Raw genomic sequence first — 25,052 nt, forward strand, 5'->3', positions numbered from 1 at the left:
CTACGAGCAGGTAAGTTGACTCAGTTCAGCGCCTGCGCGTCCTCGCGGTCCCGGGGCAACGGAACGGCAAGCACGGGCTCGACCGGGCCGGTGGGGCCGGTGGGCGCGGGCTGTGCCGGCTCGCGGCGGGCCGGGGCGGGGGACGCCGCGGCGGGGAGGCACGCCAGGACCAGGCCGCCCATGATCAGCAGGCTGCCGGTCGCCGCCGTCGCCGTGAGGTGCTCGTGCAGGACGAAGACGCCCAGGACGGTCGCCGCGAGGGGTTCGGCGAGGCTGAGGGTGCCCACGGCGGCCGCGCCGGTGGTGCGCAGGCCGACGGAGAAGAGCCAGTAGGCGAGGGCGGTCGCGGCCAGCCCCAGCCAGGCGACCAGCCCGAGCGCGGCCGGCCGCGCGAGGGCGGTGAGCGAGCCGGCCATCCAGGGCAGCAGCGGTACGGAACCCAGCAGCAGGGCGAGGGCGGACACGGTCGGCAGATGGACGCCGGGGTGGTCGGTGGCCAGCCGGCGGGCGTACACGGTGTAGAGGCCGTAGCAGACGCCCGAGGCCGTGGCGGTCAGCAGTCCGAGCACATCGACTTCGGCCCGTCCGGCCCCGTCCGGCACGAACAGCAGCGCGCACCCCAGCACCGCGGCGGCGGTGGAGAGCGCCCAGGTCCTGGTGAGCGCCTCGCCCGTGACGAGCCGGGCGATCACTCCGGTGGCGACGGGGGCGACGCCCAGCGCGACGACGGTGGCCAGCGCGGCGCCGGTGCGGGCGGTGGCGTAGAGGAAGGCCGCCTGGAAGACACCGGTGGCCAGCGCGCAGACCAGCAGCGGCCGGACGAGCCCGCGCCGCAGAACGGGACGGAGCCCTCGCAGATGGCGCCGGCACAGCAGGGCGAGCACCGCGCCGCCGACCACGAGCCGCCAGCCACCGAGCGCGGCGGGGTTCATGACCTCGCCCGCCAGGCCCTGCGCGGGGCCGACCGTGCCCCACAGCAGCGCGGCCCCGAGCACCAGTCCGGCGCCGCCGGAGATTCCGTACGTCTGTTGCCTCATGACCCGTAGGCTAGGCATTGATTTCAGTGGGATGGCAGGTCACCGAACTTCATGAGGCTTAGGGACATGAACACAGGACTTGATGCGATCGACCTCGCGCTTTTGCGGGAGCTGCAGAACGATGCACGGCAGACGAACCGGGACCTGGCCGCGAAGACGGGCATCTCCCCGTCCACCTCGCTGGAGCGGGTACGGCTGCTGCGGGAGCGCGGTCTGATCACGGGCTATCACGCCGCCCTGGACCTGGAGGAGGTCGGCCGGCCGGTGCAGGCGCTGATCTCGGTGCGCATCCGGCCCCCGGCCCGGGCCGTCATCGAGGGGTTCCGGGAGTGGGCGCACCAGCTCCCCGAGGTGATCGCCATGTTCGTCACCTCGGGACCGCACGACTTCCTCCTGCACATCGCCGTGCCGGACGTGAACAGCGTGTACGCCTTCGTCATCGACCGGCTCACGGAACGGCGGGAGGTGGCCGACGTGCAGACGACCCTGGCGTACGAGCACGTACGGTCCCGGGTCATCCAGCCGGCCCTCCCGGCCGAGCAGCCGCGAAAGCCTCGTCGGCAGCGTTGACGGCTGCCGGCAACGTAAGCGTTAGCGGCCGCCACCGCCGGCCGGGGAGGGGGCGGGCCGGAGGCCGCCGAACGCCCCCACCCAGGCCCGCCGAACGCCCCCGTCCAGGCCGCGGAACACCCCGATCCGGGCCTCGGAACATCCCGATCCGGACGGCCGGACCACCGGCCGCCCCCGGGGCCGCGCACGGCCTTCGTCCGTTCGCTGCCGCAACGGCACCCACCCCGCGGCCTGCCCCGCCCCACTGGCCGACAGAAGTGTTTCCCCCACCGGGGGTTGACAGGAGACCGTGCACGACACAGCCTTTGGCAACGTTGTCATACCGGCTCGCGCGACACGGTCGCGGGGCCGGATCGGGCCAGCGTCGTTTTCGATGGGACGTCACACTTATGCCAGATCAATCGGGTCCGCCGCGCTCTCCCTCGCGCCGTACCGTCGTCGCCGCGGGCACCACCCTGTTGGCGGGCTTCGGCCTGGGTGGGGTGCTCCCCGCGCCGGCCGCCGCCGCAGCCCCCTCCGCCGCTCCCGAGGGTGCCCCCTCCCGCGGCTCCTCCCCCGGCGAGCTGGCGCGGTACCGTCCCGTCACAGCCTCCTCGACGGCCTACGCCCCCACCGTCGGCTCCTTCGTCGTCGACCGCCTCGCCACCCCCGGCGTCGAGGGCAGCGGCTGGCGCGCCGAGGACGGCGACCCCCAGTGGATCGCCGTCGACCTGCAGTCGGTCTGCGAGGTCACGCAGGTGCGGCTCGTCTTCGAGGCGGACGCCTCGACGCCCGTGTTCACACCGCCCACCGAGGGCAATCCGCACAGCGGCACCACGGGCAAGGAGGTGCAGTCCAGCTACGCGCTGGTGTTCGTATTGGAGACCTCGCTCGACAACGAGGCGTGGAGCACGGCGTACCGCACGACGGCGGGCACCGGTGGTGTGGTGAACATCCAGCTGCCGCGCCCGACGCGGGCCCGGTGGGTGCGCATGACCTCGCGGAAGCGGTCCAGTCCGCTGCCGCTCGGCCTCAACGGCTTCGAGGTGTACGGCACCGCCCGGGGCCACCGTCCCGCGGTCACCGGCTGGACGGACTGGGGCACCCAGCACGGCGAACCGCCGCGTCTGGAGGTGGCCGAGGACGGCAGCGTGCCGCTGGAGTCGGGCTGGCGGCTCACCATGGACGACTGGGCCGGCGGGGAGGGCGCGGAGCTGTCGCGCACGTCCGTCGACACGAGCGCCTGGCTGCCCGCGACCGTCCCCGGCACGGTGCTCGGCTCCCTGGTGGAGCAGGGCAAGCTGCCGGACCCGGTGGCGGGTCTGAACAACCTGCGCGTCCCGGAGGCGCTCTCGCGCCATTCCTGGTGGTACAAGCGGGACTTCGCGCTGCCGCGCGGCCTGCGCACCGGGTCCGGCCGGCACGTGTGGCTGGAGTTCGACGGCGTCAACCACAAGGCCGACGTGTGGCTCAACGGCAAGCGGGCCGGTGACCTGACCTACCCCTTCGCCCGGGCCGCGTTCGACGTGACGTCGCTGCTCGCGGCGGAGGGCGAGAACGCCCTGGCGGTGCGGATCACACCCATGCCGGTCCCCGGCAGCCCCGGGGACAAGGGTCCGGACGGGAGTGCCTGGGTCGACGCGGGCGCGGGGCAGATGAACCTCAACTCGCCCACCTACCTGGCCGCTTCGGGCTGGGACTGGATGCCGGCGGTCCGCGACCGCGCGGCGGGCATCTGGAACCACGTGCGGCTGCGGTCGACCGGTCCTCTCGTGATCGGCGACCCGCGGGTGGACACCGTGCTGCCGAAGCTGCCGGACGTGTCGGTCGCCGAGGTCACCGTCGTCGTCCCCGTCCGCAACGCCGACTCGGCGGACCGGCGGGCGACCGTGACCGCGGTCTTCTCCGGGGTGCGGGTGTCGAAGACGGTCACCGTGAAGGCGGGCGAGAGTGCCGAGGTCGTCCTCGCCCCGGACGCGTTCCACGAACTCCGGTTGCGAGAGCCGAAGTTGTGGTGGCCCAACGGCATGGGCGAGGCGCACCTGTACGACCTGACGCTCACCGCCTCGGCGGACGGCCGGGAGAGCGACCGGCGCACCGTCCGCTTCGGTGTCCGGCAGTTCGGCTACGAGTACGAGGTGCCGCTGCCGTTCACCGCGACCGGCGACTCGGTCACGCAGACGGTGAGCTTCGACCGGCAGGAGGCCCGGCACGTCCGCATCAGGTGCCTGACCCGGGCCACCTCCTGGGGCAGTTCCCTGTGGACGCTGGCCGTCGGCGACAGCGCGCGGCCCGGGGTCGACCTCGCGCTGCACGCGCACGCCGAAGCCTCCAGCACCGATCAGGACGAGCATGCCGCGGCCAACGTCACCGACGGCGATCCGGACACCCGCTGGTCCTCCTCCTACGAGGACGACCAGTGGATCCGTGTCGACCTCGGCTCCGCCCAGTCCTTCGACCGGGTCGATCTCACCTGGGAGCGGGGGTACGCGAAGACGTTCCTCGTGGAGGTCTCCGCGGACGGCTCGGCGTGGACGGAGGTGAAGTCGGTCGACAACGGCGCGGTCCCGCTGCCGTTCAGCAACGGTGACGCGAGCCTGCAGGTCACGGACTTCGAGCGGCAGAGCGCGCGGTACGTCCGTCTGAAGTGCGGTGTCCGTGCCACCAGTTGGGGCACCTCGCTGTGGGCCTTCGGGGTCGTCGACAGCGCCGATCCGGGCACCGACCTCGCACTGCGCCGGGACGCCACCGCCTCCACCGAGGAGTCCGGCCACCCGGCCTCGCACGCCACCGACGGCGACGCCGGCACCCGGTGGTCCTCCTCCTACGAGGACCACCAGTGGATCCGCGTCGACCTCGGCGCCACGCGCTCCTTCGACCGGGTGTCCGTCGTCTGGGAGACCGCGTACGCCAAGACGTACGTCATCCAGGTGTCCGACGACGACAAGACGTGGCGGGACGTGAAGTCCGTGTCCAACGCGGGCCGGCCACTGCGGATCAGCGTCAACGGGGTGCGGGTGCTGGCCCGCGGCGGCAACTGGGGCTGGGACGAGCTGCTGCGGCGGATGCCGCCGGAGCGCATGGACGCGGCGGTACGCATGCACCGCGACATGAACTTCACGATGATCCGCAACTGGGTCGGCAGCAGTGACCGGGAGGAGTTCTTCGCCGCCTGCGACCGGTACGGCATCCTGGTGTGGAACGACTTCCCCAACGCCTGGGGCATGGACCCGCCGGACCACGCCGCGTACAACGCGGTCGCCCGCGACACCGTTCTGCGCTACCGGATCCACCCCAGTGTGGTCGTGTGGTGCGGCGCCAACGAGGGCAATCCCCCGCCCGCGATCGACAAGGGGATGCGGGAGGCGGTGGAGCGGCAGGTGCCGGGCGTGCTCTACCAGAACAACTCGGCGGGCGGGATCGTCACCGGTGGCGGCCCCTACGGTTTCATCGACCCGGAGCGTTACTTCGACCCGTCGACGTACGGCAGCAAGGACTTCGGTTTCCACACCGAGATCGGCATGCCGGTGGTCTCCACCGCGGCGAGCGTGCGCAACATGACGGGCGACGAGCCGGAATGGCCCATCCGCGGGGCGTGGTTCTACCACGACTGGAGCGAGCACGGAAACCAGGGGGCGCCGAACTACAAGGCGGGGATCGAGGCCCGGCTCGGGGAGTCCGGCGGCCTCGACGACTTCGCCCGCAAGGCGCAGTTCGTCAACTACGAGAACACCCGCGCCATGTTCGAGGCGTGGAACGCCCACCTGTGGGACAACGCCTCCGGTCTGATGCTGTGGATGTCCCACCCCGCGTGGCACAGCACGGTGTGGCAGACCTACGACTACGACTTCGACGTCAACGGCACCTACTTCGGCGCCCGTTCCGGCTCCGAGCCGCTGCACGTGCAGGCCGACCCGGTCAAGTGGCAGGTCCTCGCGGTGAACCACACCGCGGCCGACCTGCGCGGCGCGACCGTCACCGCGCGACTGTACGACCTGTCCGGCCGTGAGCTGGGCCGGCGCAGGACGGCCCGGCTGGACGTGCCCCGCGCGGACACCGCGAAGGCCTTCACCGCCGGGTGGACGGACGACCTGCCGGACCTGCACCTGCTGCGGCTCACCCTGGAGGACGCCAAGGGAAGGGAGGTCTCGCGGAACACCTACTGGCGCTACCGAGAGGCGGCGTCGCTGCGGGCCCTGAACAAGGCGAAGCAGGTGCGGCTGACCGGCTCGGTCACCGGGCTGTCCCGCTCCGGCGACCGCCACAGCCTGACCGCGACCCTGCGCAACCGGGGCGCGGCGGTGGCCGCCATGGTCCGCCTCTCCCTCCTGACCGACACCCGCGGCCACCGGGTCCTGCCCACCCTGTACAGCGAGAACTACCTGTGGCTGCTGCCGGGCGAGTCCCGCACGGTCCACCTCTCCTGGCCGTCCACGGCGGCCCCGACCCACCACCCCGTCCTGACAGCCGAGCCGTACAACGGCCCCGTCACGACACTGCGGGCCTGAGCCCGTACCGCCGTGCCCCGGCCCTCGCCCGCCCTGGCGGGGGCCGGGGGCACGGTGCCGTCCGCCGGTGGTCTCAGCGGGCCAGCAAAGCGCGGAGCACCCCCGTGATCTCCTCGGGGGACGTCTCCGCCATGAAGTGGCCCGAGCGGGTGAGCCGGTGGTCCAGGTCCGGGGACCAGGCACGCCAGACCCCGGCGGCGTCGTAGCCGAGTTGGCTGCCCCAGTCCTGCTGGACGACGGTGACGGGCATGGCGAGCTGGGAGCCGGCGTCGAGGTCGGCCCGGTCGTGGACGATGTCGATGCCGGCGGAGGCGCGGTAGTCGGCCACGATGGAGTCGACGGCGGCGGCGCTCGCGCGCAGGTAGGCGGTGCGGATCTCCTCGGGGATCGCGCCCGTGTCCGTCGTCCAGCCGTCGAGGAAGGAGCCGAAGAACGCGTCGGCGCTGTTGGCGATCATGGTTTCGGGCAGGCCGGGCGGCTGTGCCATCAGGTACAGGTGGTGGGCGACGGCGGCGGAGACGCCGTGCAGCACGTTCCACATGTCCAGCGTCGGTACGACGTCGAGGATGCCGAGGTGGGTGATGGTCTCCGGGTGGTCGAGGCCGGCCCGGAAGGCGACCAGGGCGCCCCGGTCGTGGCCGACGAGGGCGAACCGGTCGTGGCCGAGCGAGGCCATGGCCCTGACGATGTCGGCGGCCATGGTGCGCTTGGAGTACGTGTCCTCCTCGGCGGCCGGGGGCTTGTCGCTGTCGCCGTAGCCGCGCAGGTCGGGGCAGACGACGGTGTGCTCCTCCGCGAGCCTCGGGGCGACGTGCCGCCACATGAGGTGGGTCTCGGGGAAGCCGTGCAGCAGGACGACGGGGCTGCCGTGGCCGGCCACGGCGGCGGACAGTTCCACGCCGCCCTCGCCGGGCAGGCGGACGTGGTCGAAGCCGGGGAGGGTGGGTGTCGCGGAGGTCATCTCGGGCGCCTTCTTGTGGTCGGGGAGGCTGACAGGACCACCGTGCGCGGTGCCGATCAGCAACCGATCAGTGGACGGGCGGGCGCGTGCGGCGCGGTGGTGCCGGTGCCCGGATGATGTGGGGTATGCGGATCGACGTACTGGGTGCCGTGCGGGCGCGGCGGGAGGACGGCGGCGAGATCGCCCTGGGCGGGCCCCGGCACCGGGAGGTGCTCGCCCGGCTGGTCGCGGCCGAGGGGCGGATGGTCACCACCGACGCCCTCGTCGGAGACCTGTGGAGCGATCCGCCGGCCCGTGCGGTGGGCGCGCTGCGCACCTTCGTCGCGGCGCTCCGCCGGGCCCTGGAACCGGACCGGGCGCCCCGCACCCCGCCGAAGGTCCTCGTCACCGAGGGGCCGGGCTACGCGCTGCGGCTGCCGCGCGGGGCCGTGGACGTGTACCGCTTCGAGGACGCCCTGGCGGCGGCCCGCCGCTCCCCCGCGTCCCCCGAGGGCGCGGACGTGCTCGGTGACGCCCTGGCCTCGTGGCGCGGCGTCCCCTACGCCGATCTGCCGGACGCCGGGTGGGCGCAGCGGGAGCGCACCCGGCTGGAGGAGCTGCGCTCGCAGGCCGTGGAGGTGCGGGCCGGGCTGCTCCTGGACTCCGGTGCGGGGGCGGAGCTGGTGGCCGAGCTGGCCGCGCACGCGGGCGAGCACCCGTGGCGGGAGTCGGCCTGGGCGCTGCTGGCCCGCGCGCTCTACCGGGACGGCAGGACGGCCGACGCCCTGGCCACCCTGCGGCGGGCCCGGACCCTGCTGCGTGAGCAGCTCGGCCTCGATCCCGGGCCCGTGCTGCGGCGGTTGGAGCAGGACATCCTGCACCGGGCCGACGCGCTGGAGCCCTTCCACGCGGCCGGGCGACCGCCCTCCCCGCCCGCGGGTGCGGCGGGACCGGTTCCGGAGGGCGCCCGGCTGGGTCCGCGCACCACCGTGGATCTGGCCCGGACCCTCGCGCTGGCGGGCGGGGACGCCCTGGTCCTCTCGCGCCGCGATCGGCTGGCCGCCGCCGAGGCGGCCGAGCGTACGGGGGACGCCGTGCTGACCGCCCGGGTCATCGGCGCCTACGACGTGCCCGCGATCTGGAGCCGTGCCGACGACCCCGCCCAGGCCGGCGCCGTCGTCGCGGCCGCCGCGCGCACGCTCACCGCTCTCGGCCCGCAGGCGCCCGCCGGGCTGCGGGTCCGGCTGCTCGCCACGATCGCCGTCGAGAGCCGCCCCGCCGATTCCTCGGGGCCCGACGCGGAGCGCGCGCGGGCGGCCGCACGCGAGGCGGAGTCGCTGGCACGCGGCCTGGGCGACCCCGAGCTGCTGGCCTTCGCCCTCAACGGGGTGTTCCTGCAGTCCTTCGCGCGCCCCGGCCTCGCGGCGCGGCGGGACGCGATCGGCGCGGAACTGGTGGAGCTGGCCGCGCGGCGGGAGCTGCCGGCCCACGGCATCCTGGGCCGGCTCGTGCGGCTGCAGTCCACCTCGGCGCTCGGCGACCTCGACGGCGCCGAGGCGCACGCGCGGGAGGCGGAGCGGCTCGCCGCCGTGCACGAGTCGCCGCTCGTGCCGGTGCTGACGCGCTGGTTCCGGGTCCGGGCCGACGCCGCCCGCAGCGCCGGGCCGGGCGGGCCCTCCGCCGCCTCGGTCGCCGCCGCCTACCGCGCGGCGGACGAGGCCCTCGCGGCGGCCGGGATGCCAGGGCTGCACCGCGGGCTGCTCCCGCTCGCCCTGCTCGGCCTGCGTCTGCTGCACGGCCGTCCCGCCCCGGTCGACGAGCGGCTCGACTGGGGACCGTACCGGCCCTGGGCGGCCCCGCTCGTCCTCCTCGCCCGGGACAGGGCCGAGGAGGCGCGCGCCGCGCTGGCCGCGACCCCCGATCCACCGCACGACCATCTGCAGGAGGCGCTGTGGTGCCTCACCGCGCACGCCGCCGTCCTGCTCGACGCGCCCGCGACCGCCGCCCGCGCGGCAGAGGCCCTGCGCGAGGCCGGGGCCGAGGACGCGGGTGCCGCCACCGGGATGCTCACCCTCGGCCCCGTCGCGCGCTACCTCGCGGCGGCCGAGGCCTGCGCGGCGCGGGCCGGCGGCAGCGGTACCGGTGGCTGACCGGCCGGGCGGGGCCGGCCAGGCCGGGGGCCTCAGTCACGGCGGGTGGCGTCGACCTCCGCGAGGAACGGGAGCAGCGCCTCCGCCAGGGCCTCGGGCGCCTCGAGCGCGGCATAGTGGCCGACACCGTCGAGTGTCACCGACCGGACGGCGCGCGGGCCGCCGACGGCGGCCGCCGCGGCCCGGGACAGGGTGTCGGTGGTGAACGGCGCGCCGGCCGCGTCGACGGCGAGCACGGGCACGCGCAGGCCGGGCTTCTCGGCCAGCGCCCTGATCTCGGCCCCCTCGGTCAGCATGGACCGGTAGAGGCCGCTCGCGCCCCGCCAGCCCTCGGCACGTCCGTAGGCGCGGGCGAACTCCTCGAGGTCGGCGTCCGTCACCGTGCCCGGTCCCGCGAAGGCGAAGCGCGCCATGAACTCCCGCTCACGGCCGGCGAGGAGGAGTTCGGGGGCGCCGGGGGTGGCGAGCACGCCGATGTACCAGGCGCCGCCGTGGGTGACGTCGGCCAGTGCCTCCAGGCCGAACCCGGGCAGGCCCATCTCGATCCCGGTGAGGCTCCGCACGAGCTCGGGGTGCGTGGCCGCCAGGCGGAAGACGGTCGCCCCCGCGATGTCCTGGCCGGTGACGTGGACCGGGCCGACGTCGAGGTGCTCGACGAGCAGCCGCAGGTCCTCCGCCGCCGTCGCGCTGTCGTACGGGCCGGGCCCGGTGCCGGAGTCCCCGAAGCCGCGCAGGTCGACGGCGTGGACCCGGTGGGTCCGCGCGAGCAGCGGGAGGAGTCGGTGGAACGCCCACCACGTCTCGGGGAACCCGTGCACGAGGAGCACCGGCGAGCCGTCCGTGCCGGCCGCCGCGTAGTGCAGCCGCGTGCCCTTGATCTCCACGTGGTGGTGGGTGAGGCCGGGGAGGGTGGCACCCGCAGGTGTGAGGGTCATGACGGTCCTAGGAGGGTGATGCGCCGCGACTCGGCAGGTTCGACAACCATGTTGTCCATTACTCCCGCCAGAATAGACAACAAGGTTGTCGTTGTCGAGCGTCCGGCCCTACGCCGTACGCTGCTGCCATGTCACGTTCCGGCGCCGATCTCGCCCTGCTCCTGCTGGGGGGCTTCCGCTCGCTGGTGGACTCCGCGACGGCCGAGCTGGCCCGGCGCGGGCACGAGGGAGTGCGCCCCGCCCACGACTTCGCCATGCGGGCAGTCGCCGCCGGCGCCGACAACGCCTCCGAACTCGGCCGCCGCCTGTCGGTGACGAAGCAGGCGGCGGCCAAGACCATCGCGGTGCTGCAGGAGCGCGGTTACGTGACCCGTGAGGCCGACCCCCTCGACGCCCGCCGCAAACGCCTTCGGGTCACCCCCCTCGGCTTCGAGGTGATGCGGCAGGGCGAGGAGATCTTCGAGGAGCTGCGCGCGCAGTGGGAGCGGCGCATCGGCCCGGCCGAACTCGCCCGGTTCGAGGACCGGTTGAGGGAGCTCGTCGGCACCGAGCCGGTACGCCTGGACGCGCCCGGCTGGGTGGCCCAGGACCTCGGGGGCACGGGCGGGGGATAGCGACGGCCCGGAGGGGCCGGGCCCCGTCCGCCGCGGCCCGGGCCCGGAGGCGGGGCTAATCCATCCGGAAGCCCGCGGGTCCGCGTACCGTCGCGGCGGCGAGTTCCTCGACACGGGCGGCGGACACCGGTGTGCCGGGGGCCTGCTGCACCCAGGCCACCAGCTCGGGAACAGCGAGGCCGGCCGGGGGCGAGCCCACGTAGGGGAAGGCGTACAGGGGGGTGTTCGGCTCGCTGCGCCAGCTCTCCGCGAGCGGACCGAGGTCCACGGTGTCGAAGCCGAGGACGTCCAGCAGTGCCGCCACCTCCTTCTTGGCGCCCGTGTCGTCGCCGGACACCGGCAGGGCGGTCCGGTCGGGGGCCCCGGCCGGGCGGAACAGCTCCAGGAGCTGCTTGGGGCCGATGTTGTGCAGGGCCTTGACCACCCGGGCGCCGGGGAGGTCGCGTTGCACCAGTTCGCTGGAGGTCAGGGCGTTGCCGTCGAGTTCGGGCAGGTTCCACGCCGAGCTCGGCGCGTAGTTCATCGGGTCGATGACGATGCGGCCCACGAGGTCCTCGCGGGGCAGCAGCTCACGGGCCTTGAGCGGGACGGCCGCGAGGACGACCTCGGCGGCGCGAGCCACCTCGGCGGGCGTGGCCGCCCGCGCCCGGGGGCCGAGCCGGGCGACGAGCTCGTCCAGCGTGCCGGGGCCCCGTGAATTGCCGAGGACGACGTGCAGGCCCGCGTCGACGGCGCGTCGGGCGGCTCCGGCACCGACCATGCCGGTACCGATGATGCCCAGGGTCGTTGTGCTCACTTCTGCTCTCCGTTCGGGTGCGGTGCCCGGCCGCGGACTCGATGTCTCGCGCGGCGGGCTCGGCATCCATCACAGTTCACGTGGCCCGGGCGAACAATGACCGGATCGATCCGGCAGCGATCACATTTCGTGATGGATCCCGTGGTAGAGCTGAGGAGTGGAACTGAGAGCGCTGCAGTATTTCGTGACCGTCGCCGAGGAGCTGCACTTCGGGCGTGCCGCGCAGCGGCTCAACATCGTGCAGCCGGCCGTGAGCCAGCAGATCGTCCGGCTCGAACGGGAGCTGGGCGTGCGCCTGCTCGACCGCACGTCCCGCCGGGTGCGGCTCACTCCGGCGGGAGCGCGGGTACTCGCCGCCGCCCGGGAGACCCTCGCCGCGGCCGCCCGGGTACGGGTGGTGGCGGGCGAGCCGGCGGCCGCGCTGCGCATCGGCGTGGCCTCCTGCGTCACCGGGCGCCTCGATCGCGCGCTCGCCCGTCTCCACGAGGCCGAGCGCCCCGCGGAGCCCGAGCTGGTCGACCTCCCGGTGGCCGCCCGCCTCGACGCGGTGCGCGGCGGCGACCTGGACCTGGCGCTGGTCCGCGGCACGCTCAGCGCTCCGTCGCTGACGGTCGTACGGGCCTGGTCGGAGCCCCTGCACGTGGTGATGGGACGCACGCACCCCGCGGCCGGCCGGGACGCGGTCCCCCTCGCCGATCTCGCCCCTGAGGGATTGCGGCTGCCCGCCCGCGACAGCGAGCCGCCCCTGCACGACGCCATCCTCGCCGCGCTGCCCCTCGCCCCCGTACGACCGCCCGCCGGGGACATGCTGCACGTGCTGTTCGAGGTGGGCCGCGAGCCCGGGGCGTGGACGCTGATGCCGGCGGAGCAGCTCGCCACCACCCGGTCCGAGCGGCTGCTCCAGGTGCCCCTCACCCCGACACTGACCGTCGACGGGCACGTCGTCACCTCGCGCGCGACACCGGAGGCCTGCGTGGCCTCGTACGTGGCCGCGTTCGCGGACTGACCCGCCGGGGCCTGCGCGGCACGCACGGCTTGCCGGCGTCACACGCGTCCGCCCGGGCGTCGGGCGTTCGGCGTTCGGCGTCGGGCGTTCGGCGTCGGGCGTCGGGCGTCGGGCGTCAGGCGTCAGGCGTCAGGCGTCAGGGCACCGAACCCGCCGAGGCACCGAGCCACCGACCGCCAAACCTCCGGGCTACCGGACCACCGATCGACTGGCCCACCGGGCGTCCGGGGCTCCCGGGGGGCTCCGGCCCACCGGCCCACCGGAAGCAGACTCGCGTCGCCGGGATCAGACCCGCGTCGCCGCGGCCTCCCCCGTCCGCTTCCCTGCCAACCCCTCGGGGCTCACTCCCCGGACCGTCAGTTCGAGCAGCCGGCGTGCCTCGACGGCGGCCTCGGGGCGGCCCTCCGTGGCCAGGGCGATACCCGTGACCAGGGCGAGCAGATCTCCGGCGGTGACGTCCCGTGCCACCGCGCCCGCCTCGGCCGCGCGCCGCAGCAGCGGTTCCAGCCCGCGCGTGAGCACCACCGCACAGGCGCTCTCGTGGGACGGATCGTCCAGCCCGTCCTGGGCCAGGGCCTCGGCCATACCGCGCGCGGAGGCGCTGTAGTCGGTGAGCGCGCCCAGCCATTCGAGCAGCGCGGCACGGGGCTCGGGGGCCTCCGTCAACGACTCGGCGTGGGCGCACAGGGACTCGATCCGCTCGCTGAACACGGCCTGCAGCAGCGCGCGCCGGCCGGGAAAGTGCCGGCGCACCGTGGCGGAACCGACCCCCGCGAGACGGGCGATGCGTTCGAGCGAGGCGTCCGCGCCGTGGGCGGCGACCTCCTGCTCGGCGACGGCCAGGATGCGCGCGTAGTTGCGCCGGGCGTCCGCACGCTGACGGTCGGGCATGGCGTCCTCTCGTGGTTGCCAAGTGGCGGGGGCCTCCGTATCGTACCCGGAACGTAAACGGCGGGGCCCGCCACTTACGGCGCACCCCGCGCCGTCCGCCCTTCGCCGCTCCCTTTCACGCCCGGAGAACCGAGGAACGCCATGACCACATCGTCCACCCCCTCCCCCGCTCCCGTCCTGGTCACCGGTGCCACCGGGCACCAGGGCGGCGCCACCGCCCGCGCCCTGCGCGCCTCGGGCGTGCCCGTCCGGGCCCTGGTGCGCGATGCGCGCACCGACCGGGCCCGGGCGGTCGAGGCGCTCGGCGCCGAACTCGTCACCGGAGACCTCTACGACCGCGACTCCCTGATCGCGGCCGCCGAAGGGGCACGCGCGGTCTTCTCGGTCCAGCTCCCCGACATCGGCGGACGCGGCTTCGAGGGTGAACTGGCCCAGGCCGTCAACCTCATCGAGGCCGCGCGGACCGCCGAGGTGCCGCAGTTCGTACAGACCACGACCTCGGGCACGGGGCAGCACGGCACATGGGTGAAGGGCCGCTGGGCCTTCCTGGCGGACTACTACGCCACGAAGGCGGAGATACAGGACCGCGTCCGGGAGGCGGGGTTCGCGCACTGGACGCTGCTCAAGCCGTGCTACTCGATGGAGAACTTCCTGCCCTCGGAACGCGACGTGTTCCCGCGCGGTCTCGAGGGCGGGCTGGTGAGCCTGCTCAGGCCCGCGACGCGGCTGGCGCTGGTCGCACTCGACGACATCGGCAGCGCCGCGGCCGCGGCGATCGCCGAGCCGGAGCGGTTCGACGGCGTCGAGCTGGAACTGGCGGGCGACCGGCGCACGATGGCGGAGATCGCGGACATCCTCTCGCGCGTCTGCGGCACCGAACTGACCGCCCCCGACATGACGGAGGAGGAGGCGGTCACGGCCGGCATGTCCCTCGCGGGCCACGGACAGGCGTCCCTCAACGACCACCCCCAGCCGGCCGATCCGGCGTACGCCCGCGCGCTCGGCCTGCCCACGACCGACTTCGAGACCTGGGCACGTACACGGTTCCCCGTGGCCGCCTGAGCCGGGTCAGCGCCGCAGCCACTCGTCGAGCAGGGCCGCCTCGGCCTGGCTCAGAGTGCCCAGCCGGGGCAGCAGCGTGCGGAAGGCGGCGACGACGGCCGCCGGGTCCCGGGTCGTCACGACGGATTCGCCGACGAGGACGGCGTGGGCGACCGCGTCGAAGGCGGCCTCGGCCAACTGCGGATCCCTCTGCTCCGGCGGCAGGCTCAGCAGGGTGTGGACGGTGCCGATCCCGGCCGCGCGGATGAGGTGGACGGCACGCTCCTCGCTCACCCGAAGCAGCCCTGCGGCGGCGATCCGGTGCACCCGCTCGGCCAGGATCCGTACGCCCTCGGCCTCCGTCGGGGTCAGGCGCGCGCGGGCCGGGTCGAGCAGGAGCATGAACACATGCGGGTTGGACAGCCCGAAGTCGATCTGCGAGCGCCAGCCGGCACGGAGATCCTCGACGGGGTCGCCCGAGGACGCCACGGTCTGCTTGCGGGCCACGTGCTCCGCGAAGACGTGGTCGGCGGCGGCGTCCACCAGGTCGTCCTTGCCCTGGAAGAAGCGGTACAGAGCGGGTGGCTGCAGCCCGGCCTCCTGCGCCACGCGACGCGTGGTCACCGCGGCGGGCCCCTGCTCGCGCAGCAGGTCCGCCGCGACCTTCACGATGCGCTCGCGGGTGGTGTCTCGCCGCTCCGTGTTCGAAACCATGAACACGATGATATCGCCCGGGTGCGACCGATGATGTTTCCAGCGATACTACCGAGCGATGTCACCCGAGTCGACCCAAAGACACAGCTCACAGCCCTTAGAGGCACCCGACGCCCGCCATTGAGAACGTTGGAATTATCAGTGATATCGTTGACTCCGTCGTCATCCGCACAACGAACGGGAGTCCCCCATGCTGATCGTCACCGGAGCCACCGGCCGCCTCGGAGCGCTGATCGTCGACCGCCTGCTCGCGCGGGTCCCGGCCGACCGGATCGGGGTCAGCGTGCGCGACGTGGACAAGGCCGCGGGTCTCGCCGCGCGCGGAGTCCGGGTGCGCGCGGGCGACTTCACCGAGCCCGGCGGGCTGAAGCACGCCTTCGAGGACGCCGAGCGCGTCCTCGTCGTCTCCGCCTCCATCCGGGGCGAGGGCGCGGTCGCCGCGAACACCGCCGCGATCGACGCGGCGAAGGAGGCGGGCGCCCGGCGCATCCTCTACACCAGCCACCAGGCCGCCTCCGCCACGTCCCGCTTCCTGCCGCAGCCGGTCCACGCGGCCGCCGAGGAGCACCTGCGGCGACTGGGCGTTCCCTACACCGCGCTGCGCAACGGCTTCTACACCGCCACCCTGGAGCACTACATCGGTGCGGCGCTCGCGACCGGCACGCTCGCCGTGCCGCAGGACGGCCCGTTCTCCTGGACGGCCCACGAGGATCTCGCGAAGGTCGCGGCCGCCGCCCTGGCCGACGACGCGGGCGGGACGCTCGACGGCGTCACCCCGCCCCTGACGGCACCCGGCACGCTGGACTTCGCCGGGGTCGCGGAGGTCCTCGGCCGCCTCACGGGCCGCACCCTCCGCCATGTCGTCATGGGCGACGAGGAGTGGATCGCGGCGGTGGTCGCCGCCGGCATGCCGCGTCCGCTCGCGGAGTTCACCCTGACGATGTTCACCGCCGCCCGCGCGGGCGAGTTCGACGTCACCGGCCCCACGCTGGAATCCGTCATCGGCCGCCCCGCCCGTACCGTCGAGCAGGTCCTGGCCCCCCTCGTCGGCACCCGGTGAGCCGCCGCGGTCCCGCCTAGTGATCCCGGCGCCCTCGATGGACGCCGACGCTCACGGAGGCCGACGCTCACAAAATCGTGTGCCGCGGCGGCCCCGGCGATGCAGACTCGCCGCATGGTGGACATGGGCGCGTTCCGGGACGCGGTGGGCCGCTGGGCGGCCGGAGGTCCCGCCGGACCGGCGGAGGAACTGGCCGGACGGACGGGGGTGCGGGCGGCCGTCCTCGTGGAGGGGGCCAGTGATCTCGCCGCCGTGGAGGCGCTGGCCGAGCGCCGCGGCCGGGATCTGGCCGCCGAGGGGGTGTGCGTGGTCCCGATGGGCGGAGCGATGAGCGTCGGACGGTACGCCGGGCTCCTCGGCCCGGACGGCCTCGGGCTGCGCCTGTCGGGTCTGTGCGATGTACGCGAGCGGCCCTTCTTCGACCGCGGGCTGCGAAGGGCCGGCGCCCCGGCCGAGGGAGTGTTCGTGTGCGTGCGCGACCTGGAGGAGGAACTCGTCCGGTCGCTGGGGGCCGAGCGGGTCGAGGAGATCGTCCGCGACGAGGGCGAACTGCGCCCCTGGCAGACGTTCCTGCGCCAGCCGGCTCAGCACGGGCGGCCCCGGGAGCAGTTGCTGCGGCGCTTTCTCGGCACGAAGAAGGGCCGCAAGATCCGCTACGGGCGGCTTCTCGTGGAGGCCCTGGACGAGCGGCGGGTACCGGGGCCGCTCGAGGGACTGCTCCGGAGCCTGTGAGCGGCGCGCGGGGCGCGCACTCGCGCGCCCCGTGGACTCTCCCGCTACCTGCCCAGAACCTCCGTCGGAACGAGGGTCCGCAGGGAGGTGACGGGGTGTCCGATCGCCAGGGAACCGAGGAGTCCGCCGACCAGGGGCGCCCCCGGTGCCCCCGCGGACGGGGCGGGCAGCGGGGCGGCGGTCCCGGCGTGGGCCGGGGCGGCCTGCGCGGGGGCGGACGCCAGGAGCGCGGCGGTCAGGACGGGGAGGCAGGAGACGCGGGCGATTTTCTTGATCATGCCGACCTCAACGACCGTCCCCCCGCCGGGAAACGCCCGCCGGTCCCGCGTTGCTCCGGACCGGTTACACCGGGGGGACACCGCTCAGCCCGTCGCCTTCCGGATGCGCCCCAGGAGCGTGCGCAACTGGTCGCGCTCGGCGTCGGTGAGGCCGGCCGTCGCCTCGGCGAGAGCGTCGCGGTCGATCTCCTCGGCCTCGCGGTGGCACCGTCGGCCCTCGTCGGTGAGGCTGAGCAGGAACGCCCGCCGGTCCTCGGGGTGACGCACCCGCTCGACCAGTCCGTCCCGCTCCAGGCTGTCGACGATGGTGGTCGCGGTCCGGGCCGCGATGCCCGCGCGTTCACTCAGGTCCCGCATCCGCAGGGGTCGCTCGGCGTGGGCCAGCATGCGCAGCGCCCGCAGCCGGGCGACCGACGCCCCGCCCGCGCGCAACCGCACCTCCACGAACTGCCGCAGCCCGTGCGTCGTCTCGTAGAGCTCGTCCACCAGGACGTCGCTGCTGCCCTGCACTGCCATGGTGCCCACCTCGTGCCCGTCCGGTTCCTCACGTCGGGACCATTCTATGAGCACGCACATAGTGTGTATGCTCAGCAAGTGCTTTCACGTCGTCCCGGACAGCTCGTTCCGCGCCCGCGCAAGGGGCCGCACAAGAGTCCGCGCCCGAGCTCGCGCGAGACCCCGCGCACCCGTCTGCGCGCCGTCCTGAGCCAACGCTTCGTCGTCCCCGCCATGTGCGTCAGCGTGACCTTCATCGCGATCGTGGACGGCGCCATCACGACCGTGGCGCTGCCCTCGATCGCCCGTCAGTTCCATCTGACGACGGCCGCGCTGGACGGCGTCGTGGTCATCTATCCGGTCTGCCTGGCCATGGCCATCCCCGCCTCCGCCTGGCTGGTCGAGCGGTTCGGCGGCAAGCGGGTGCTGCTGACCGCGCTGGCCGGCTTCCTCCTCTCCTCGCTGCTGTGCGGCATCGCCGCCACGCTCGGTCAACTGGTCGCCTACCGGGCGGTGCAGGGGCTGTCGGCCGGTGTGCTGTTCCCGGCTTCCGCCGCCCTGCTGTTCAGCACGTTCAACACCGAGGAGCAGGTCCGCATCTCGCGGTACATGATCATCCCGCAGCAGATCGCCCCGGCCGCGGCACCCGTGCTCGGCGGACTCCTCGTGGACCGCCTGAGCTGGCGGTGGGTCTTCTACGTCAACATCCCGGTGGGGCTGCCCGCCCTCCTGTTCGGCGCGGTGTTCCTGGCCGCCCACCGGGGCAGCCGGCCGGGCCGCTTCGACCTGCCGGGACTGCTGCTCAGCGCCTCCGCGCTGGGCACCCTGATGTTCGGCGTGTCGGAGGGGCCCAACCGCGGCTGGTCCTCGGCGGCCGTCCTCGTCTCGCTCGTGCTCGGCACGGTACTGCTGGCCGCCACGGCCGTGTTCGAACTGCGCGTGCGGCACCCGCTGCTGAAGCTGCGTCTGTTCGCGAACCGGCTCTTCCGGGACACCAACCTGCTGAACCTGGTCGGTCTGATACCCATCATGGGCGCCATGTACATCGGCCCGCTCTTCCTCCAGCAGGCCCAGCACCGCTCCGCCCTGGAGTCCGGGCTGACCACCTTCCCCGAGGCGTTCGGGGTGCTGCTGACCGTCCAGCTCGTGGGCGTCCTGTACGCGAGGATCGGGCCCCGCCTCATCGTCGGGTGCGGCACCGCCGGGGTGTCCGCGGTGCTGCTGCTCTTCGCGACCTGCGACGCGGGCACCGGCCTGTGGACCTTCCGCGCCTACATGTTCCTCCTCGGTGTCGCCATGGGCTGCTTCTTCGTCCCGACGACGGTGGCCTCGATCGCCACGATCGACCGGCGGGACCTGGCCCACGCCTCCACCCTGAACACCGTCGTCCGCCAGACGGGCGGCGCGCTCGCACCGGCCGCGGTCACCACGGCGCTCGTGCTCGGCACCCCGTCGGCGGCAGCCGCGAACCCTCCCGTCGCCGCCTACCAGCACACCTATCTCGTGCTCGCGGCGATCGCCGCGCTGACCGCGCTGTTCGCCCTCGCCCTTCCCGACGGTCCCGCCCGGGCCGCGGCCCGCGCCACCTCCGGCACCTCCGCCGGCAGCCCCGTGCCCCCGGAGCAGGGCCAGGAACCGTGCGAGGCCCGAGGCGGCGGCGCACCGGACCGGCCGGGGGCGCGTACGGGTGATTGGGTAGGATGACGTGACCCTCGAACACCACCCGGCGGAGGCTCCCGTGACCAGATCGACGCGGTCGTCGGACGCCGTTCGCACCGACCGTGGCGACCAGGCCGACATCCAGGCGGTCAGCCGGGTCAGCCAGATCCTCTCCCTGTTCGACACGGCTCTCGGTGCTCGCCCGCTTCGCCGTCGCCACCGAGCGGGACTGTCTGGACGCCGTCGACGCGGCGGCCGCCGCGCAGGAGTCGTGGGCGGCGAGCGTGCCCCGCGAACGCGGTGAACTGCTGCGCACCGCCTACGACATCCTCACCGCCGAGGTGGAGGAGTTCGCCTCGCTCATGGTGCGCGAGAACGGCAAGTCCTGGGCGGACGCGCTCGGCGAGGCGCACTACGCCAAGGAGTTCTTCCGCTGGTTCGCCGAGGAGGCGGTCCGGGTCCCGGGCGACTACCGCCTCTCCCCCGCCGGCGACAAGCGGATCGTCGTCGACCGGCAGCCGATCGGGGTGTCGCTGCTGATCACCCCCTGGAATTTCCCGGCCGCGATGGCGACGCGCAAGCTGGCACCCGCGCTCGCCGCGGGCTGCGCCACCGTCCTCAAACCCGCCGCGGAGACGCCGCTCACCGCGGCCTACCTGGTGGAGGTGCTGCGCCGTGCCGGGGTGCCGGACGGTGTGGTCAACCTGGTCACCCCGGTGCCGCCGGGCCCGGCCGTGCGCAGGATGCTGGACCGTCCCGAGGTGCGCAAACTGTCCTTCACGGGGTCCACGGAGGTCGGCCGGGAACTGCTGCGCGGCTGCGCGGACACGGTCGTGCACGCCTCCATGGAGCTGGGCGGCAACGCACCCCTGCTGGTGCTGCCGGGCGCCGATCTGGAACTGACGGTCCGCGAGGCACTGCTCGCCAAGCTGCGCAACGGAGGTGCGGCCTGCACGGCGGCGAACCGTTTCTACGTCCACGCCTCCCTGCACGAGGAGTTCGTGGCCCGGATGGACGCCGCGCTCGCCGAGGTGACGGTCGGCCCCGGTACGGACCGGAGGCACACGCTCGGGGCGCTGGTCTCCCTCGCCGAACGGGACAAGGTGGCCGCCCTCGTCGACGCCGCCGTCGCACAGGGGGCGACGCTGGTAAGGGGCGGACACGCCCGCCCGGACGGCGCGTTCTACGAGGCGACGCTGCTCACCGGGGTGACGCACGGTTCCCCGCTCACGCGTACGGAGATCTTCGGCCCGGTGACGGCGGTCGTCCGGTACGAGGACGTCGACGAGGCGGTCCGGATGGCCAACGACACGGTGCACGGGCTGATGGCGTACGTGTTCGGCGAGGAACGGGAGGCGGTGGCCGTGGCCCGCCGTCTGGAGGCCGGGATGGTCGCGGTCAACCGGGGCGTGGTCAGCGATCCGGCCGCGCCCTTCGGCGGCGTCAAGCAGAGCGGTCTGGGCCGGGAGGGCGGTTCGGAGGGCATCCTGGAGTTCCTCGAGGAGAAGTACCTGGCACTGACGGCGTGACCGGCTGAACACCTGAGGGCAGGGCCGGCGGCCCGGCACGGAGCACCCGTGCCGGGCCGCCGTGCTGTGCGCCCACGGAGGCGGTCCGGTGGCCGTTCGAAACCTTTCCCGTCCCGCTCACGCCGCCTGCCCCCGCGTCCACGGACACCTCCTTGTCCACCGTGGCCGTTTCCGCATCGTGTCCGAACGGTGCGAACAGAGGTGCGCACATGCCTTGACCCTGGCGATCCGGCGACCTTACATTCCCCGAGTCATTCGTCATCGTGATGCATGTTCACATATGTAGTCAGCCAGTGGATGAGGTCCTCGTGCTCCAGGGCATCCTGTTCTTCCCGGTCACCCCGTTCGGGGCCGACGGGTCGGTCGACGTCGCGAAACTTTCGGATCATCTCAAGACGGGGATCGAGGCCGGTCCCGGAGGGGTTTTCGTGGCCTGCGGCACCGGCGAGTTCCACGCCCTCGGCGTGGAGGAGTACGCCGAGGTGGTGCGCACCGCGGTGCGGATGGCGGACGGCCGGGTGCCCGTCTTCGCCGGCGCCGGCGGCGCCCTCCCCCTGGCCCGGCAGTACGCGCGGGCTGCCGAGGAGGCCGGCGCGGACGGTCTGCTGCTGATGCCCCCGTACCTGGTCGCGGGTCCGCCGGCCGGACTGGTCGCCTACGTCCGCGAGGTCGTGTCGGCCACCTCCCTCGACGTGATCGTCTACCAGCGGGCCAATGCCCGCCTGGACGTGACTTCCGCCCTGGAGGTGGCCCGCATGCCGCGGGTCGTCGGCCTCAAGGACGGCACCGGCGACCTCGACCTGCTCTCGCGGATCGTGACGGCGGTCCGGGCGGACCCCGCCACCGGCGGCCCCGCCTTCCAGTTCTTCAACGGCATGCCGACCGCCGAGGGCACCCAGCTCGCCTACCGAGGCATCGGCGTGGACCTGTACTCCTCCGCCGTCTTCTGCTTCGCCCCCGAGATCGCCCTCGCCTTCCACCGGGCGGTGACGACCGGGGACGCGGACACGGTCCAGCGGCTGCTGGCCGGCTTCTACCATCCGCTGATCGCCCTGCGCGAGCGTGTGCCCGGCTACTCGGTGTCCCTGGTCAAGGCGGCCGTCCGGCTGCGCGGGCTGGACGTCGGCGGCGTACGGCCGCCCCTCGTCGACCCGGCCCCCGAGGACCTCGCCGAGCTGGAGCGGATCATCGCGCGCGGGGAGGCCCTGCGATGAGCGAGGCACTGCGGATCACCCGCGTCGACATCACCCCCGTGGCGTTCAAGGACCCGGCCCTGCTCAACGCCGTCGGCGTCCACGAGCCCTACGCGCTGCGCGCGGTCCTCGAGGTGCACACGGACCAGGGCCTGACCGGCCTGGGCGAGACCTACGCCGACGAGGGACACCTGCGCCGGCTGCGCACGGCCGCCGACGCGCTGATCGGCATGGACGTGCACGACCTCGGTCCGATGCGCCGGCGCGTCGCCGAGGTGCTCGGCGGTGACAGCGGCAGCGACGGCCACGGCCTCACCGGCATGATCACCACCAGCAGCACGGTCGACCGGGTCTTCTCCCCCTTCGAGGTGGCCTGCCTGGACATCCGGGGGCACGCCACCGGCCGCCCCGTCAGCGACCTGCTCGGCGGCGCCGTGCGCGACCGGGTGCCCTTCAGCGCCTACCTCTTCTACAAGTGGGCCGCTCACCCCGGGCACGAGCCCGACGGCTGGGGTCCCGCGCTGGACCCGGAGGGCATCGTCGCGCAGGCCCGGCGCATGGTGACGGAGTACGGCTTCACGGCCATCAAGCTCAAGGGCGGCGTGTTCCGTCCCGAGCAGGAGGTGGAGGCGGTCCTCGCCCTGCGCGAGGCGTTCCCCGGACTGCCGCTGCGCCTGGACCCCAACGCCGCCTGGACGGTGGAGACCTCGCTGAAGGTGGCCCGGGACCTGGACGGCGTCCTGGAGTACCTGGAGGACCCGACGCCCGGCCAGGAGGGCATGGCACGGGTGGCCCGCGAGGCCTCGATGCCGCTGGCCACCAACATGTGCGTGGTCGCCTTCGACGAGCTGCCCGCCGCGGTGTGCGGCGAGGCCGTGCAGGTGGTGCTCTCCGACCACCACTACTGGGGCGGCCTGCAGCGCTCCAAGCTGCTCGCGGGGATCTGCGACACCTTCGGTCTCGGGCTGTCCATGCACTCCAACTCCCATCTCGGCATCAGCCTCGCGGCCATGACGCACCTGGGGGCCGCCACCGAGAACCTCACCTACGCGTGCGACACCCACTGGCCGTGGAAGGACCCCGCGGAGGACGTGATCGCGCCCGGCGCGCTCGGCTTCCGCGACGGTTCCGTCGCCGTGCCCCGCGCCCCGGGCCTCGGCGTGGAGCTGGACCGCGACGCGCTGGCCGTGCTGCACGAGCAGTACCTGCGCTGCGGGCTGCGCAACCGCGACGACACCGGATACATGCGCCGGCTCGACCCGACGTACGAGAAGAAGTCGCCGCGCTGGTGACACCGGGCGGCAGCCGCCCTCAAGGACCCACCCCCCTCAGGCATTTCGCACCCTGCCCCTCTCCCCGCTCCCTCACGACAAGAAGGTCCTCTTATGCATTGGCTGGACTGGGCCACCCTCGGCGCCTACTTCGTGGTGATGCTCCTCATCGGTGTGTGGTCGCACCGGCGCGTCAGCGACGTCTCCGACTACTTCACCGGCGGCGGCCGGATGCCCTGGTGGCTGACCGGCATCTCGCACCACATGTCCGGTTACAGCGCCGCCGTGTTCGTCGCCTACGCCGCGGTCGCCTACAACTACGGCATCACCGTCTACGTCTGGGCCTTCCTGCCGCTCGCCCTCGGCACCGGCGTCGGCGCCTTCCTCTTCGCACCCCGCTGGAACCGGCTGCAGAAGCGCTTCAAGGTGGCCTCGCCGCTTGAGTACCTCAAGCGCCGCTACAACGTGCCCACCCAGCAGGCGCTGGCCTGGAGCGGTGCCGCGCTCAAGGTGTTCGACGTGGCCGCCAAGTGGGCCTCGGTGGCGGTGCTGCTGAAGGTCTTCACCGGTATGTCCATGACCAACGGCATCCTGCTGACCGGCATCATCACGCTGCTGTACTGCACGGTCGGCGGGTTGTGGGCCGACGCCCTCACCGAGTTCGGCCAGTTCATCATCCAGGGTGTGGCCGCGCTGTCCATGATGTGGGTGGTCCTCGACCGGCTCGGCGGCATCTCGGGGCTCGGCACCCTGTGGCACCGGCTGCCCGAGGGGCACACCGACCCGCTCGTCGGCCCCTACACGGCCGGCTTCCTCACCGCGTACGTCGTCGTGAAGCTCTTCGAGTACAACGGCGGCATGTGGAACCTGGCCCAGCGGTACATGGCCACCGACTCGCCCAGGTCCGCCCGGCGTTCGGCCGGTCTCTCGGCGGCGCTGTACCTGGTCTGGCCGGCGATCCTGCTGCTGCCCGCGGTGGCCGCGCCGGTGCTCATGCCGCACGTCGCCGACCCGCAGCAGACCTACGCGCTGATGGCGCAGTCCTACCTTCCGATGGGCCTGGTGGGTCTGACTCTGGCCGGCATGTTCTCGCACACCATGGCCATGGCCTCCTCCGACGCCAACGCCGTCTCCGCGGTGGTCACCCGGGACATCCTGCCCGCCCTCTTCCCGAGCTTCCGCAACGCGAGCGGCGAGCGCGGCCTGCTCGCGGGCCGGGTGTTCACGGTGGTCTTCATCGCCGGTTCCATGATCGTGGCCATCGAGGCCGACCACTTCGGCGGCGTCCTCGGCATCATCGTGGGCATGGTCGCGGCCGTCATGGGCCCGATCTCCATCCCGATGCTGCTCGGTCTGCTGCCCGCCTTCCGCCGCTGCGGACCGCGCGCGGCCCTCGCGTCCTGGGCACTCGGGCTCGGCGGGTACTTCTTCGTCAAGTACGGCCTGGACGGGGCCTCGCAGACCACGGTCGTCGTCACCCCCCTGGTGACCTCGCTCCTCGTCTACACGGTGCTCGGCCTGATCATGCCGGAGCCCAACGCCGAGGCGGACGCCGTCGTCGCCGCGGTCTCCGGTCCGGACGACGACCTCGCACCGAGCCCGGCCGTCGCACAGCAGCCGGTGGTGGAGCAGGCCTGACACACGGTTCCGCCGA

21 protein-coding genes are annotated in these 25,052 nt (G+C 73.6%); 13 read left to right on the top strand and 8 right to left on the bottom strand.

What is annotated here, in order from left to right:
* Nucleotides 1–20: 20 nt before the first annotated feature.
* The gene (locus tag OHB09_RS00965; RefSeq protein WP_191891848.1) at nt 21–1,037 is read right to left on the bottom strand and encodes a DMT family transporter; all 1,017 of its coding nucleotides are present in this window, start codon (nt 1,035–1,037) and stop codon (nt 21–23) included.
* Between the two features lie 66 nt (nt 1,038–1,103).
* On the opposite strand from OHB09_RS00965, the gene OHB09_RS00970 reads away from it, so the two are divergent.
* Both OHB09_RS00970 and OHB09_RS00975 read left to right on the top strand, forming a co-directional pair.
* On the top strand, nt 1,104–1,607 hold the full coding sequence (locus OHB09_RS00970) for an Lrp/AsnC family transcriptional regulator (RefSeq protein WP_006137174.1): 504 nt from the start codon (nt 1,104–1,106) through the stop codon (nt 1,605–1,607).
* Nucleotides 1,608–1,996: 389 nt separating this feature from the next.
* Nucleotides 1,997–6,094: a discoidin domain-containing protein gene (locus OHB09_RS00975; RefSeq protein WP_328921447.1), complete on the top strand. Its 4,098-nt coding sequence runs from the start codon at nt 1,997–1,999 to the stop codon at nt 6,092–6,094.
* 73 nt (nt 6,095–6,167) lie between these two features.
* On the opposite strand, the gene OHB09_RS00980 is transcribed toward OHB09_RS00975, so the two are convergent.
* Nucleotides 6,168–7,055, bottom strand: coding sequence for an alpha/beta fold hydrolase (locus OHB09_RS00980; protein ID WP_328922975.1), 888 nt, complete (start codon nt 7,053–7,055; stop codon nt 6,168–6,170).
* A 125-nt stretch (nt 7,056–7,180) separates the two neighbouring features.
* On the opposite strand from OHB09_RS00980, the gene OHB09_RS00985 reads away from it, so the two are divergent.
* Entirely contained in the window at nt 7,181–9,184 is a 2,004-nt protein-coding gene (locus OHB09_RS00985) for an AfsR/SARP family transcriptional regulator (RefSeq protein ID WP_328921448.1), read from the top strand.
* Nucleotides 9,185–9,216: 32 nt separating this feature from the next.
* On the opposite strand, the gene OHB09_RS00990 is transcribed toward OHB09_RS00985, so the two are convergent.
* Nucleotides 9,217–10,119 carry an alpha/beta fold hydrolase gene (locus OHB09_RS00990; protein ID WP_191891851.1) on the bottom strand — a complete coding sequence of 301 codons (903 nt, stop codon included), beginning with the start codon at nt 10,117–10,119 and terminating at the stop codon, nt 9,217–9,219.
* A 128-nt stretch (nt 10,120–10,247) separates the two neighbouring features.
* Between OHB09_RS00990 and OHB09_RS00995 the strand changes: the two genes are divergently transcribed.
* The gene (locus tag OHB09_RS00995; protein ID WP_191891852.1) at nt 10,248–10,733 is read left to right on the top strand and encodes a MarR family winged helix-turn-helix transcriptional regulator; all 486 of its coding nucleotides are present in this window, start codon (nt 10,248–10,250) and stop codon (nt 10,731–10,733) included.
* Between the two features lie 55 nt (nt 10,734–10,788).
* Here OHB09_RS00995 and OHB09_RS01000 read toward each other — a convergent pair whose 3' ends face one another.
* Nucleotides 10,789–11,529: an NADPH-dependent F420 reductase gene (locus tag OHB09_RS01000; protein WP_093596262.1), complete on the bottom strand. Its 741-nt coding sequence runs from the start codon at nt 11,527–11,529 to the stop codon at nt 10,789–10,791.
* A gap of 157 nt (nt 11,530–11,686) precedes the next feature.
* Here OHB09_RS01000 and OHB09_RS01005 point away from each other — a divergent pair, with 157 nt between their 5' ends.
* Complete coding sequence (locus tag OHB09_RS01005) at nt 11,687–12,535, top strand: LysR family transcriptional regulator (RefSeq protein ID WP_006137167.1); 849 nt, start codon at nt 11,687–11,689, stop codon at nt 12,533–12,535.
* 285 nt (nt 12,536–12,820) lie between these two features.
* Here OHB09_RS01005 and OHB09_RS01010 read toward each other — a convergent pair whose 3' ends face one another.
* Nucleotides 12,821–13,426: a TetR/AcrR family transcriptional regulator gene (locus tag OHB09_RS01010; protein ID WP_191854246.1), complete on the bottom strand. Its 606-nt coding sequence runs from the start codon at nt 13,424–13,426 to the stop codon at nt 12,821–12,823.
* 141 nt (nt 13,427–13,567) lie between these two features.
* Between OHB09_RS01010 and OHB09_RS01015 the strand changes: the two genes are divergently transcribed.
* Nucleotides 13,568–14,488, top strand: coding sequence for an NmrA family NAD(P)-binding protein (locus OHB09_RS01015; RefSeq protein ID WP_328921449.1), 921 nt, complete (start codon nt 13,568–13,570; stop codon nt 14,486–14,488).
* A gap of 6 nt (nt 14,489–14,494) precedes the next feature.
* Here OHB09_RS01015 and OHB09_RS01020 read toward each other — a convergent pair whose 3' ends face one another.
* Nucleotides 14,495–15,181 (bottom strand): TetR/AcrR family transcriptional regulator, encoded by a 687-nt coding sequence (locus OHB09_RS01020; protein ID WP_040893363.1) that lies wholly within the window; start codon nt 15,179–15,181, stop codon nt 14,495–14,497.
* Nucleotides 15,182–15,371: 190 nt separating this feature from the next.
* Between OHB09_RS01020 and OHB09_RS01025 the strand changes: the two genes are divergently transcribed.
* Both OHB09_RS01025 and OHB09_RS01030 read left to right on the top strand, forming a co-directional pair.
* Nucleotides 15,372–16,241, top strand: a complete 870-nt coding sequence (locus OHB09_RS01025; protein WP_328730205.1) for an NmrA family NAD(P)-binding protein — start codon at nt 15,372–15,374, stop codon at nt 16,239–16,241.
* Nucleotides 16,242–16,355: 114 nt separating this feature from the next.
* Nucleotides 16,356–16,973, top strand: a complete 618-nt coding sequence (locus tag OHB09_RS01030; protein WP_006137157.1) for a TOPRIM nucleotidyl transferase/hydrolase domain-containing protein — start codon at nt 16,356–16,358, stop codon at nt 16,971–16,973.
* Nucleotides 16,974–17,017: 44 nt separating this feature from the next.
* On the opposite strand, the gene OHB09_RS01035 is transcribed toward OHB09_RS01030, so the two are convergent.
* Nucleotides 17,018–17,251, bottom strand: coding sequence for a hypothetical protein (locus tag OHB09_RS01035; RefSeq protein WP_167795918.1), 234 nt, complete (start codon nt 17,249–17,251; stop codon nt 17,018–17,020).
* 84 nt (nt 17,252–17,335) lie between these two features.
* Nucleotides 17,336–17,767: a MarR family winged helix-turn-helix transcriptional regulator gene (locus OHB09_RS01040; protein WP_040893361.1), complete on the bottom strand. Its 432-nt coding sequence runs from the start codon at nt 17,765–17,767 to the stop codon at nt 17,336–17,338.
* Between the two features lie 213 nt (nt 17,768–17,980).
* Between OHB09_RS01040 and OHB09_RS01045 the strand changes: the two genes are divergently transcribed.
* From OHB09_RS01045 to OHB09_RS01065, 5 genes are all read left to right on the top strand, one after another.
* Nucleotides 17,981–19,450 carry a DHA2 family efflux MFS transporter permease subunit gene (locus OHB09_RS01045; RefSeq protein ID WP_328919556.1) on the top strand — a complete coding sequence of 490 codons (1,470 nt, stop codon included), beginning with the start codon at nt 17,981–17,983 and terminating at the stop codon, nt 19,448–19,450.
* Nucleotides 19,451–19,599: 149 nt separating this feature from the next.
* Complete coding sequence (locus tag OHB09_RS01050) at nt 19,600–20,934, top strand: aldehyde dehydrogenase family protein (RefSeq protein ID WP_309486445.1); 1,335 nt, start codon at nt 19,600–19,602, stop codon at nt 20,932–20,934.
* A gap of 266 nt (nt 20,935–21,200) precedes the next feature.
* On the top strand, nt 21,201–22,148 hold the full coding sequence (locus OHB09_RS01055) for a 5-dehydro-4-deoxyglucarate dehydratase (protein WP_328921450.1): 948 nt from the start codon (nt 21,201–21,203) through the stop codon (nt 22,146–22,148).
* Entirely contained in the window at nt 22,145–23,419 is a 1,275-nt protein-coding gene (locus tag OHB09_RS01060) for a glucarate dehydratase family protein (protein WP_328921451.1), read from the top strand. Before OHB09_RS01055 ends, OHB09_RS01060 begins: the two co-directional genes overlap by 4 nt.
* 93 nt (nt 23,420–23,512) lie before the next feature.
* On the top strand, nt 23,513–25,036 hold the full coding sequence (locus OHB09_RS01065) for a sodium:solute symporter family protein (RefSeq protein WP_093596229.1): 1,524 nt from the start codon (nt 23,513–23,515) through the stop codon (nt 25,034–25,036).
* Nucleotides 25,037–25,052 lie beyond the last annotated feature (16 nt).

This window comes from Streptomyces griseoaurantiacus (assembly GCF_036189845.1).
GTDB classification, from domain to species: domain Bacteria; phylum Actinomycetota; class Actinomycetes; order Streptomycetales; family Streptomycetaceae; genus Streptomyces; species Streptomyces griseoaurantiacus.